At 67.7% G+C, this 11,739-nt stretch carries 10 protein-coding genes; 4 read left to right on the top strand and 6 right to left on the bottom strand.

Annotated elements, in window-relative coordinates:
* Positions 1-54 precede the first annotated feature (54 nt).
* Positions 55-1,479: a type I glutamate--ammonia ligase gene (gene glnA, locus JF543_RS09745; protein WP_179410726.1), complete on the bottom strand. Its 1,425-nt coding sequence runs from the start codon at positions 1,477-1,479 to the stop codon at positions 55-57.
* A gap of 117 nt (positions 1,480-1,596) precedes the next feature.
* Here glnA and JF543_RS09740 point away from each other — a divergent pair, with 117 nt between their 5' ends.
* The gene (locus tag JF543_RS09740; RefSeq protein WP_179410727.1) at positions 1,597-2,013 is read left to right on the top strand and encodes an RDD family protein; all 417 of its coding nucleotides are present in this window, start codon (positions 1,597-1,599) and stop codon (positions 2,011-2,013) included.
* A gap of 4 nt (positions 2,014-2,017) precedes the next feature.
* On the opposite strand, the gene JF543_RS09735 is transcribed toward JF543_RS09740, so the two are convergent.
* Complete coding sequence (locus tag JF543_RS09735; RefSeq protein ID WP_224817890.1) at positions 2,018-2,497, bottom strand: ATP-dependent zinc protease family protein; 480 nt, start codon at positions 2,495-2,497, stop codon at positions 2,018-2,020.
* Positions 2,498-2,523: 26 nt separating this feature from the next.
* Between JF543_RS09735 and JF543_RS09730 the strand changes: the two genes are divergently transcribed.
* The gene (locus JF543_RS09730) at positions 2,524-3,711 is read left to right on the top strand and encodes a RimK family alpha-L-glutamate ligase (protein ID WP_179410729.1); all 1,188 of its coding nucleotides are present in this window, start codon (positions 2,524-2,526) and stop codon (positions 3,709-3,711) included.
* Positions 3,712-3,771: 60 nt separating this feature from the next.
* On the opposite strand, the gene JF543_RS09725 is transcribed toward JF543_RS09730, so the two are convergent.
* Entirely contained in the window at positions 3,772-4,488 is a 717-nt protein-coding gene (locus tag JF543_RS09725; protein ID WP_179410730.1) for a DUF4191 family protein, read from the bottom strand.
* 125 nt (positions 4,489-4,613) lie between these two features.
* On the opposite strand from JF543_RS09725, the gene JF543_RS09720 reads away from it, so the two are divergent.
* Positions 4,614-6,044: a hypothetical protein gene (locus JF543_RS09720; protein WP_206823897.1), complete on the top strand. Its 1,431-nt coding sequence runs from the start codon at positions 4,614-4,616 to the stop codon at positions 6,042-6,044.
* An 8-nt stretch (positions 6,045-6,052) separates the two neighbouring features.
* Here JF543_RS09720 and sucB read toward each other — a convergent pair whose 3' ends face one another.
* The 3 genes from sucB to JF543_RS09705 all read right to left on the bottom strand — a co-directional run bounded on the left by sucB (position 6,053) and on the right by JF543_RS09705 (position 10,674).
* Positions 6,053-7,756, bottom strand: coding sequence for a 2-oxoglutarate dehydrogenase, E2 component, dihydrolipoamide succinyltransferase (gene sucB, locus JF543_RS09715; RefSeq protein WP_206823895.1), 1,704 nt, complete (start codon positions 7,754-7,756; stop codon positions 6,053-6,055).
* A gap of 69 nt (positions 7,757-7,825) precedes the next feature.
* Positions 7,826-9,199, bottom strand: a complete 1,374-nt coding sequence (gene lpdA / locus JF543_RS09710) for a dihydrolipoyl dehydrogenase (protein WP_206823894.1) — start codon at positions 9,197-9,199, stop codon at positions 7,826-7,828.
* The gene (locus JF543_RS09705; protein ID WP_206823893.1) at positions 9,199-10,674 is read right to left on the bottom strand and encodes a leucyl aminopeptidase; all 1,476 of its coding nucleotides are present in this window, start codon (positions 10,672-10,674) and stop codon (positions 9,199-9,201) included. Before JF543_RS09705 ends, lpdA begins: the two co-directional genes overlap by 1 nt.
* Positions 10,675-10,783: 109 nt before the next feature.
* Here JF543_RS09705 and JF543_RS09700 point away from each other — a divergent pair, with 109 nt between their 5' ends.
* The gene (locus JF543_RS09700) at positions 10,784-11,704 is read left to right on the top strand and encodes a proteasome assembly chaperone family protein (RefSeq protein WP_179410735.1); all 921 of its coding nucleotides are present in this window, start codon (positions 10,784-10,786) and stop codon (positions 11,702-11,704) included.
* Positions 11,705-11,739 lie beyond the last annotated feature (35 nt).

Raw genomic sequence — 11,739 nt, 5'->3', positions numbered from 1 at the left:
AAACACCGTGGTGCGTGGTTTCTCGGACGGGAAGTGGTTTCTCAGCGGGTGAGGTCAGACTCCGTAGTAGAGCTCGAACTCGTACGGGTGCGGACGCTGCGCCATCGGCAGGATCTCGTTGTTGTACTTGTAGTCGATCCAGGTCTCGATGAGGTCCTTGGTGAACACGCCACCCTCAAGCAGGAAGTCGTGATCGTTGCGCAGGGCCTCGAGCGAGTCGAGCAGCGAGTTGGGCACCTGCGGGATGTTGGCAGCCTCCTCAGGCGGCAACTCGTACAGGTCCTTGTCGATCGGCTCCATCGGCTCGATGCGGTTCTTGATGCCGTCCAGGCCCGCCATCATCTGCGCGGCGAACGCCAGGTACGGGTTGCTCGACGCGTCGGGAACACGGAACTCGATGCGCTTGGCCTTCGGGTTCGACCCGGTGAGCGGGATGCGCACGGCTGCCGAGCGGTTGCCCGCCGAGTACGCGAGGTTCACCGGCGCCTCGAAGTGCTTCACGAGACGGTGGTAGCTGTTCAGCGTCGGGTTGGTGAAGGCAAGCACAGCATCGGCGTGCTTGAGCAGCCCGCCGATGTACCAGCGTGCGATGTCACTGAGCTGCCCGTAGCCGGCCTCGTCGAAGAACAGCGGCTTTCCGTCGAGCCACAGCGACTGGTGGGTGTGCATACCCGAGCCGTTGTCGCCGAACAGCGGCTTCGGCATGAACGTGACCGTCTTGCCCCACTCCTCGGCCGTGTTCTTGACGATGTACTTGAACTTCAGCACGTCGTCCGCGGCACGCACCATCGTGTCGAAGCGATAGTTGATCTCGGCCTGGCCGGCCGTGCCGACCTCGTGGTGCGAGCGCTCCAGGATCAGACCTGCCGCGCCGAGACGCAGGCACATGTCGTCGCGGATGTCGGCCTGCTTGTCGACGGGGGAGACGGGGAAGTACCCGCCCTTGAACGGCGTCTTGTTGCCGAGGTTGCCGCCCTCTTCCTTGCGGCCCGAGTTCCAGGCGGCCTCGTCCGAGTCGACCGAGTAGAAGCTGCGACCGGCGCTGACCTCGTAGCGCACCTCGTCGAAGATGTAGAACTCGGCTTCGGGGGCGAAGAACGCGGTGTCGGCGATGCCGGTGGATGCCAGGTACTGCTCGGCCTTCTTCGCGACCTGACGCGGGTCCTTCGCGTAGATGTCACCGGTGCGCGGGTTGTAGATGTCGAACACCATGATCAGCGTCTTCTCGGCCCGGAAGGGGTCGAGGTAGGCGGTGGTGACATCGGGGATCAGCTGCATGTCCGACTCGTGGATGCTCGCGAATCCGCGGATCGACGATCCATCGAACAGCTGGCCGTCACGGAAGAAGTCCTCGTCGACGGTTGAGGCGGGGATGTTGAAGTGCTGCTGCACTCCCGGAAGGTCGGTGAATCGGATGTCGAGGAACTTGACGTCGTTCTCCTCGATATAGCGGATGACCTCTGCGGGTTCTGTGAACATTGGCGACTCCTCATCGGGTTTGGTCCCTTGCAACCTTACGCAGATTATGCGGGCGGCGTTTCCCGGTCGTGTCTGTCGTGTTTCGAGCATGTTACGAGCGCTCGGTAGGCTGGAGGGGTGAATGAGTACCCCGGTGAACGACTCGGCCTGCCATCTACGGGGTCGGGCAGCATCGCCCGACCGGGGCGTCGCATCGGTGCTCTGGCCATCGATTACTTCGCCGCGACGATCATCGCCGTCGGCTTCTTCGGATACGACCAGTTCGCGCTTCCGGCGGAAGCGGGGCTCACCCAGTTCGCTCCGATGATGGTCTTCGCGGCGCTGCAGGTGCTGTTCATCCCCACGGCGGGCGGAAGCCCCGGGCACCGCATCCTCGGCATGCGCATCGTGCGTCTTGACGGTGCGTGGGTGGGGCTGTGGCGCCCGATTGTTCGCACCGTGCTGCTGGTGCTCGTGATCCCGGCGGTGATCTGGGACGCGGATCAGCGCGGCCTGCACGACAAGCTCGCCGGCACGGTGCTCATCCGGGCGTGACCGCCTAGGAGCGCCCCCGGTTGCGCCGGCGCGTCTCACGCGGAGCGCGTCCGCCGGCGAACGACCGTGCCGGGTCGACGACGAAGCCACGGCGCAGCGCCTCGCGCCCGATCAGCATCCGGAAGCCCATCTCATCGCGGTTGGTCAGCGTGACCTCCGCGTCGACGTCGATGCCGACCAGCCGCACCCGGAGTACGACGACGATGCGGTTCTCGGTGTGACCCGACGAACTGCGTACCGCGCGGCGATCGTGCACCGGGCACTCGTGCACGACGGCATCCGCATCGCTCTGCTGCCAGGGATGCACGCTGAAGCGCACCCAGGCGGCGTCGTCGCGCGTGAACTCGTGCACGTCGAACGCGTGGAGAGACGAGGTGCGCGCACCGGTGTCGATCTTCGCCTTGATCCACTCGACACCGAGATCCGGCAGCGCAACCCACTCGCGCCAGCCGGTCGTCGTGTTTGAATGAGAAGACCGTTTCACCCCTACATCCTGGCAGGAATTCATCTGTGAAGATCGCCGTACTCTCGCGCGCACCGCACTCGTACTCGACACAGCGCCTGCGGGCGGCCGCTCAGCAGCGCGGTCACAACGTCAAGGTGCTGAACACCCTGCGCTTCGCGATCGATCTCACCGGCGGCGCGCCCGATCTGTTCTTCCGTGGCAAGCAGCTCAGTGAGTACGATGCGATCCTGCCGCGTATCGGCAACTCGATCACCTACTTCGGCACCGCCGTCGTGCGCCAGTTCGAGCAGATGGACGTGTACACCCCGAACACCGCCAACGGCATCTCCAGCGCGCGCGACAAGCTGCGGGCGAACCAGATCCTCTCCCGGCACAACATCGCCATGCCGCCGACGGCGTTCGTGCGCAACCGGGCCGACGTGCGACCCGCGATCGAGCGCGTTGGCGGCGCGCCAGTCGTGATCAAGCTGCTCGAGGGCACGCAGGGCATCGGCGTGATCCTGGCGCCTCAGGTCAAGGTGGCTGAGGCGATCATCGAGACGCTGCACTCCACCAAGCAGAACGTGCTGATCCAGAAGTTCATCGCCGAGAGCCGAGGGCGCGATATCCGCGCCCTGGTCGTCGGCGACCGGGTCGTGGCGGCCATGCGTCGGGTTGCGGACGGCGACGAGTTCCGCTCGAACGTCCATCGTGGCGGTCGTGTCGAGCCCGTCACGCTCGATCCCGCGTATGAGCAGACGGCTGTGCGCTCTGCGCAGATCATGGGTCTGCGCGTAGCCGGTGTTGACATGCTCGAAAGCGACGACGGCCCCCTGGTCATGGAGGTCAATTCCTCACCTGGCCTGCAGGGCATCGAGGCGGCGACCAACCTCGACGTCGCCGGCGCGATCATCGACTACATCGCGAATCAGGTCGCCTTCCCCGATATCGATGTCCGCCAGCGCCTGAGCGTGTCGACCGGCTACGGCGTCGCAGAACTGCTGATCCACTCCGGTGCCGAGCAGGTCGGCAAGGAGCTGGGTGAGCTGCGTCTGTGGGACCGTGACATCACGGTGCTGACGCTGCACCGCGGCGTCAGCGTGATCCCGAACCCACGTGAGCACCAGGTGCTCGAAGCGGAGGACCGTCTGCTGTGCTTCGGCAAGCTGGAAGAGATGCGCTCGATGATCCCAGCCAAGAAGCGGCGGCGCCCCCGGGTGCGGCGTCTTCCGAAGGAACCGCTCGGCGAGTGAACCACGACGGCCCCGCGCACATCGCGCGGGGCCGTCGTCGTGAAGTGGGTTGCTGAATGCTCAGCGCGGACGCTGGGCGCGCACGCGGGTGGGGTCGATGCCCTTCGGGATCGGCAGCGAGGTCAGCGACTGCGACACGGACTCGATACGACGGATCACCGTGGCCATCGTGGCCTTATCGATCGACTTGGGGATCTTCTTGATCCGCTTGGCGAGGTCGGCGATCGCCACCTCGTCCTCGGCATCGCCGTGGCCAACGTACAGAACGGTGATCGGCACACCGTGGGCGACGCGCTGCGACTTCTGTCGCTCATCGTTGATCAGACGGGTGAGGCGACCACGAGTGCCCTCACCGATGATGACGATGCCGCCGCGGCCGATCACGCGGTAGACGGCTTCCTGCGTCTTCGGGTTGATCCCGACGGGAGTGTCGGATGCCTGCCAGCGCCGCCCGAGGCTCGTGCTGATGACGTGGCCGGTGGCACCGGGCATGCCATCGATCTTCTCGTACATGGCCGTGGTTGACAGCTTGGTCATCAGGATCATGGCGCCCAGGATGCCGAGCATCAGGCCGGTGATGCCCCACAGCACGAGCGAGAGGACTGTTCCGCCGCCGATGAGGAAGCCGAGGATGAGACCGACGAGCACACCGGCGATGAGGATGGCGATCTGCGCCCACGGCAACCAGCCGTACACTTCCCGGGTGAATCGGAACAGTGAGCGGATCTGGGAGAAGAAACCCGGACGCTTCTCGGTCGCGGGAGCACGCTTTGCCATGCCTACCAGCCTACCGAGTGTTCGTGCGGACAGTGTCCCTGCACAGGTCATCGATCGAACCGAGTTGTGCACAGCCTGCGGTAAGCAGCATCCGGAGGGAGGCGGATTGCGCTCTGATGGAGCGCATGCACAGCACGGATGACACGGCCGCACTGGTTCCGGGCACGCACCGCTGGGTGCGGCGGCTCGACACCCCGGACGCCGCCGTCGCCGGCGCTCTGGTCGCCGACGGTGATGCGCTGCGGGTCCAGGTGGCTGCTGATCTGGTTCCCGATGCCGTCTGGCTTTCTGCGGGCGCACAGCACCTCGCCGGCGTCGTCGACGTCGTCCGCCGTCGAGATGGACACGATGCGCTGCTGCCCTGGTGTATCGAGACGGTCGACGCGTTGCTCGCCCGCCGAACGGTCGCCGAGCGCGGTTTGACGCCGGGTGAGACCGTCACGCTGGTCGGGAGTCTGTTGCGCGGCGTCGTCGAAGCCGAGCGTCTTGGCGAGCCGCTCGTCGGACGTTGGTGGCTCACGCAGGACGCCCGCCCCGTGTTCAGCCCCGGCGAAGGTGCGCACTGCGCCGCAGCGAGCGGCGAGATCATCGCACGCGTGCGCGACGCGTGCACCGACCGCGCCGTAGAGCGGACCCTGACCGAGATCCTCTCCGGGATCGAGGACCCCCGTATCGTCGCGCGCAACCTTGATCGCTGGGAGGGTGAGCTTGTCGAGCTGGCGGCCCCGCGTCCGCTGCAGCTCGAGGTGCATCCGCCCGAGCGCGCGAGTGAGATCCCCGTGCACCGTGCGCATCTTCCTGAGGACGCCGGTCACGTGCTCGCACAGCGCACGGCCGGCACGTTCGTGCAACAGCGATGGGAGCAACTGCTCGAGCAGCTGCGCGCCACGCGCACACGATTGCGCCCGCCATCGCCCCGGCAGCAGAGTGGCGGGCGGCGTCGGATGCTACTGATCGGCGCCGCGGCCGGAGCTGTGGTGCTGCTCGGTGGCCTCTTGTGGCCGACGGGCGGCGATGACACCGCAGCCATGGAAGGGGGCCCGAGTGTCGCGCAGACGCCTGCGGATGGCGGGTCGGACAAGGACTTCGGGGCGCGCGGCGAGCAGACACCGGAACCGGAAGGCACCGCGGAGGGGAGCGTTGACGATGAGGCTCCCGCTCAGGACGAGCAGCAGAGCGCCGATGAGGGCGCTGTCGGGGACGAACCCGTCAAGGCGGGTGGAGGAGAATCTGACACGGCGCCCGGCGGGGACGAGAGTCTTGAGCAGGTCGCGGCCCGCCTGATCAGCGACGTCGCCGGGTGCGCAGCCGACAACGATTCGGTGTGCGAACGTGCGATCGTCGGCGGCGCCGCCGAACTGGTACTGCAACGGCTGAGCCCGGTCGACCCGGACCGCGCGATCGTTCCCGTCGAGGACTACGGCGACATCGGCGTCGTGCGACTGGCTGAGAGCGGGGAGCACGGCGAGCAGATGCTCGTCATCGTTCGTCAGAACGACCGATGGCTGGTCCGCGACGTGTACGACGTCGCTGACCAGCCATCGGAAGCGGGGTGAGCGGTGGCTCAGACCCCCAGGTTCGCGCTGAAGTCCGCAGCCTCGAGACGCGACTTCATCGCGCCGAGGAAGCGGGCCGCGTCGGCACCATCGATGATGCGGTGATCGTACGAGATCGCCAGGTACACGTACGAGCGCACCGCGATGGCGTCGACACCGTCGACGGTCACGACGCCGGGGCGCTTGAACACGACACCGGTGCCCAGGATCGCCGACTGCGGCAGGAACACCAGCGGGGTGTCGAACAGCGCACCGCGGGAGCCGGTGTTCGTCACGGTGAAGGTGCCACCGGCAAGCTCGTCGGGCTTGAGCTTGTTGTCGCGGGTGCGGGCGGCGAGATCGGCGATCTCAGAGGCCAGCTCGGCGATGTTCTTCGTGCCGGCGTCGCGGACGACCGGCGTCAGCAGGCCACGCTCGGTGTCGACGGCGATCGAGACGTTCTCGGTCTCGGGGTACACGATCTTGTCGCCGTCCACCGTCGCGTTGATGATCGGGAAGGCCTGCAGAGCCTCGGCCGCCGCGAGCGTGAAGAACGGCAGGAACGACAGCTTGTCGCCGGTCTTCTGCAGGAACTCGTCCTTCTTCGCCGTGCGGAACGCTGCCAGCGCGGTGACATCCACCTCGACGAACGTGGTCAGCTGGGCGGTCTGCTGCATCGAGGCGACAGCACGCTCGGCGACGACCTTGCGCAGGCGCGACATCGGCTGGGTCGTGCCGCGCAGCGGCGAGACCTCGAGCGGTGCGGGTGCCGGTGCAGCGGATGCTGCCGGAGCCTGCGACTTGGCCTCGGCGGCCTTGAGGACGTCTTCCTTGCGGATGCGTCCGCCGACGCCAGTGCCCGTGACGGTGGCCAGGTCAATACCCTGCTGCGTCGCCAGGCGGCGCACGAGCGGGGTCACGTACAGCGAGTCCGAACCCGAGTCCGCGGCCGGAGCCGCGGGGGCCGCCGGAGCAGGCGTTGCGGGCGCCGGAGCTGCCGCGGGGGCCGGAGCTGCCGCGGGGGCCGGGGCAGGTGCTGCAGGTGCCGGAGCGGCAGCCGGGGCAGGTGCCGGAGCCGCGGCCGGAGCCGGAGCTTCGGCCGGTGCTGCGGGCGCGGCACCCGAACCGATGCGGGCCAGTACGGCGCCGACCTCGATGGTCTCGTCTTCGGCCGCGAGGATCTCCTGCAGCGTGCCGGCGACGGGCGACGGGATCTCGGTGTCGACCTTGTCGGTCGAGATCTCCAGCAGCGCCTCATCGACGGCGACGTCGTCGCCGACCTGCTTCAGCCAGCGGGTGACGGTGCCCTCGGTGACGCTCTCGCCCAGTTCGGGAAGCACGACATCCACGGCGTCGGACGAAGCCGCGGCCGGTGCCGGTGCAGCCGGAGCCTCAGCAGCCGGAGCCGGTGCCTCAGGGGCCGGTGCTTCTGCGGCCGGGGCCTCCTCGGCGGGCGCTGCAGCCTCGGGGGCCGCGTCGGCCTGACCGGCGCCGCTACCGTCACCGATGTGTGCGAGGACCGCACCCACCTCGACGGTGTCGTCCTCGGCGACCAGGATCTGCTCGATCACGCCGCTGACCGGAGAGGGAATCTCGGTGTCGACCTTGTCGGTCGAGATCTCGAGCAGGCCCTCATCCGCCTGCACGGTGTCGCCCACCTGCTTCAGCCATCGAGTGACCGTACCCTCGGTGACGCTCTCCCCGAGTGCGGGAAGGACCACGGGTGTGCTCATGACGGAGTCTCCTTCGGAAAAATCTGTGACGCGGTCAAGCTTAGTGACCTCAACGTCGGGATGTGTGGTTCAGAGCGCGTGCAGCGGCTTCCCGGCCAGAGCCAGGAATGCCTCACCGAGCGCTTCGCTCTGAGTCGGGTGCGCATGGATGAGAGGTGCGATGTCTTCGGGGTGCGCCTCCCACGCGACGGCCAACTGGCCCTCGGTGATCAGCTCGCCGACGCGGTCGCCGAGCAGGTGCACGCCCAGGACGGGGCCGTCCTTCTGTCGGACGACCTTGACGGTGCCGCCGGTGCCGATGATCTCGCTCTTGCCGTTGCCGGCGAGGTTGTAGTCGTACGCGACGACATCATCCGCACCGTACTGCGCGATCGCGGCCTCCTCGGTGATCCCCACCGACGCCACCTCGGGGCTGCAGTAGGTCACGCGGGGGATCTGCGACTCGGGCAGCGCGGGCACCTGCATGCCGGCGATGCGCTCAGCGACGGCGATGCCCTGCAGGAAACCCCGATGCGCGAGCTGAAGGTCGGGGACGATGTCTCCAACGGCCCAGACACCCGGCACGCCAGTGCGCAGCTGGTCGTCTACCGTCACGAACCCGCGGTCGAGCGAGATGCCAGCCTCTTCGAAGCCGAGCCCGGCCGTGGCCGGGCCGCGCCCGACGGCGACCAGCAGGTAGTCGGCCGTGAACGTCTTGCCGTCCTCCAGCGTCACTGTCACCTGATCGTCGGTCTGCTCAGCGCGCTCGAATCGCGTGCCCAGCGAGTACTTGATGCCGCGGCGGCGGAAGGCGCGCTCCAGCCCCTTGCTCAGGGCGATGTCCTCGTTGGGCACCAGGTGCGGCAGGGCCTCGATGATGGTCACTTCGGCGCCGAACGAGCGCCAGACGCTCGCGAACTCGACACCGATGACGCCGCCGCCGAGGATCACCACGCTGGCGGGCACCTCGTCGAGAGTCAGCGCCTGCTCGCTGGCGATGATGCGCCCGCCGATCTCGAGGCCCGGCAGTGTGCGGCTGTACGAGCCGGTGGCGAGCACGACGTCGGTGCCGACGTAGCGGTCGTCGCCGACCAGCACCGAACGGTCGGCATCGAGGCGTCCCTCACCCGGGACGACGGTGATGCCGCGTGCCTTGATGAGTCCTTCGAGACCTTTGAACTTCTTGGCCACGATGCCCTCGCGGTAGGCGCGCACACCGGCCGCATCGATCGACTCGAACGTGGCCGTCACACCGACCTTCGCGGCGGAGCGCACATGATCGGCGACCTCGGCCGAGTGCAGTAGAGCCTTGGTGGGGATGCAACCGCGGTGCAGGCAGGTGCCGCCGACCTTGTCCTTCTCGATCAGCGCCACCTTCTTCCCCAACTCGCTTGCGCGCAGGGCCGCGGCGTATCCGCCGCTGCCGCCGCCGAGGATGACGAGGTCGTACTCGTGGACAGTCATCAGGACTCCTTGGCGGATGCCTCGGCGAAGGCGATCAGTGCGCGTACCGCGGCACCGGTCGGCCCCTTCTCAGTGAAGCCGTAGGCCGAGCCCTTGTGCTCGCCCGAGCCGGCGATGTCGAGGTGCACCCACGGGATGCGCGGGGCGTCCTCGGCGTCGGAAACGCGTCCGATGAAGCGCTGCAGGAACAGGCCTGCGAACATCGAGCCACCAGAGCGGTCATTCATGTTCGCGTTGACCATGTCGGCGATCTGCGAGTCGAGCGACTCCTCCATGAACTCCGGCAGGGGCAGCGCCCAGGCCGGCTCACCGACGGCATCCGATGCGGCGAGGTATTCGGCGACCGTGTCGTCGGCGCCCATCACGCCGGTGTGGCGCATGCCCAGGGCGACGATGATCGCCCCCGTGAGGGTGGCGACGTCGATGATGACATCGGGGTTCTCACGGCTTGCGGCGACAAGACCGTCAGCAAGCACCAGGCGGCCTTCGGCGTCGGTGTTCATCACCTCGACGGTCTGGCCGTCCAGCATCCGCAGCACGTCGCCGGGGCGCGTCGCGCGGCCCGAGGGCATGTTGTCGGCGATGCACATCCACGCGGTCACTCGCACCGGCAGCTTCAGCGCCGCGATCGCACGGATGGCCGCGAGGACGCTCGCGGCGCCGGCCATGTCGAACTTCATGCCGACCATGGCTGCTGCCGGCTTGAGCGAGAGACCACCGGTGTCGAACGTGATTCCCTTGCCGACCAGCGCGATGTGGCGCTCGGCGCCTGCGGGGGAGTAGTCCAGGCGCACCAGGCGCGGCGGGCGGTCCGAGCCGCGGCCGACTCCGAGGATTCCGCCGTAGCCGCCCTCGGCGAGCTGCTCCTCATCGAGCACCTGCACGTCGACCGGCAGGTCGGCGACCGCGTCGATCGCGGACTGCGCCAGCTGCGCGGGGCTCTGCCACTCGGCGGGCGTGTTGACCAGATCCTTGACGAGCGCGACCGACTCCGCCGCGGCGCGGGCCCGGTCCAGAGCGCCATCCGAGAGCTGCGCGGCGTGCAGCACGAGGGTCTCGGCGCGGGCCGGCTTCTTCTCGGAGCGGTAGTCGTCGAAGCGGTAGCCGCCCAGCAGGGCGCCCTCGGCGGCAGCATCCGCGAATGGCTCGATGTCGGAGGCGAGCCCGATCGAGACCGTCGCGAAACCGGTCAGGTTGCGCACCGCGGTCGCGACGGCGTCGCGCACGGATGCGGCGTCAGGGGCCTTTCCGGCGCTGACGACCGCGAGCGGAAGCGTCGTGACGGCGGGCAGATGCACGCGCGTGTAGGCGGATGCGGTGCCCTTGTAACCAATGGCGGAAAGCGTCTCCACGAGTCCCTCGTAGCCGGTCAGCGTATCGGTGGTGGCTGCCGGATCGGAGATGACGAGCACTGCGGCGTCTGCAGCGCTTCCGGGGAACGGATCGGACGTGTGCGAGATCACGGGAAGCGTCATGCCTCCATCCTAGGGATGCCCGTGGCCCGGTGGTCGAGGCGTGATGCGTGTTCGCTGTCAGCATCCGCATCGCCGACACCCTCGGCGTCCCGCCTCGTAGCATTGAGGCATGCCCTCTTCCGCTGATCTGTACGAGTCGATCGCCGGTGCACCCGATGTGCCGACGGGCCTTCCGCTGGTCATCCTGCTCACCGGATTCACCGATGCCGGTAGCGCTGTGTCCGGGCTGATCGAGCACCTGGATGCGACGGCCGACCCTCGTCCCGTGATCCGCTTCGACAACGATGTGCTGCTCGACTACCGCGCCCGACGCCCCGTGATCGTGTTCGATCAGGACCACCTGACCGAGTACCGTCCGGCGAAGCTCGAACTCTCGCTCGCGCACGATGCGCTCGGACAGCCGTTCCTGCTGCTCTCGGGGTACGAGCCCGATTTCGCGTGGAACGCCTTCACCGAGGCGGTCATCGACTTCGTCGACGCCTTCCAGGTGTCCACGGTGAGCTGGGTGCACTCGATCGCGATGCCCGTGCCGCACACGCGACCGCTGGGAGCGACCGTGAGCGGCAACCGTCACGACCTGATCGCCGCGCATTCTGTCTGGCGTCCGCGTACACAGGTGCCGGGAACGGCCGGGCACCTGTTGGAGTACCGTCTGATCGAGCACGAGCACCTGGTTGCCGGCTTCGTGTTGCTCGTGCCGCATTACCTGGCCGATACCGAGTACCCCGACACCGTGCTGGCCGCGGCCGACAAGGTGATGATCGGTGCCGGACTGGTGCTGCGCATGGACGACGTGCAGCAGCAGCGCGAAGAGTTCCTCGCGCGAGTGGGGGAGCAGGTCGAGGGCAGCGAGGAGTTGACGCAGATGGTGCACACTCTCGAGGGGCGCTATGACGCGTACATGGCGGGGCGTGAGGATGAGGCTGAGGAATCGTTCAACGAGCGCGACCTGCCCAGCGCCGACGAGCTGGCGGCCGAGTTGGAGCGTTATCTCGCCGATCGTCGACCCGGCGATGACGACAAACGATGAGTCGGATGTCGTCACCGGCGCGCGCCAGCCGTTGG

Source organism: Microbacterium esteraromaticum (genome assembly GCF_017303215.1).
Taxonomy (GTDB): domain Bacteria; phylum Actinomycetota; class Actinomycetes; order Actinomycetales; family Microbacteriaceae; genus Microbacterium; species Microbacterium esteraromaticum_C.
The sequence above is the reverse complement of the archived record's forward strand: the minus strand, read 5'-3'. Positions and strand labels throughout refer to the sequence as shown.

Excerpts from the sequence above, each read along its gene's own strand:
- glnA (WP_179410726.1), bottom strand. The coding sequence starts at position 1,479 with ATGTTCACAGAACCCGCAGAGGTCATCCGCTATATCGAGGAGAACGAC.
- JF543_RS09725 (WP_179410730.1), bottom strand. The coding sequence starts at position 4,488 with ATGGCAAAGCGTGCTCCCGCGACCGAGAAGCGTCCGGGTTTCTTCTCC.
- JF543_RS09720 (WP_206823897.1), top strand. The coding sequence starts at position 4,614 with ATGCACAGCACGGATGACACGGCCGCACTGGTTCCGGGCACGCACCGC.
- sucB (WP_206823895.1), bottom strand. The coding sequence starts at position 7,756 with ATGAGCACACCCGTGGTCCTTCCCGCACTCGGGGAGAGCGTCACCGAG.
- lpdA (WP_206823894.1), bottom strand. The coding sequence starts at position 9,199 with ATGACTGTCCACGAGTACGACCTCGTCATCCTCGGCGGCGGCAGCGGC.
- JF543_RS09705 (WP_206823893.1), bottom strand. The coding sequence starts at position 10,674 with ATGACGCTTCCCGTGATCTCGCACACGTCCGATCCGTTCCCCGGAAGC.
- JF543_RS09700 (WP_179410735.1), top strand. The coding sequence starts at position 10,784 with ATGCCCTCTTCCGCTGATCTGTACGAGTCGATCGCCGGTGCACCCGAT.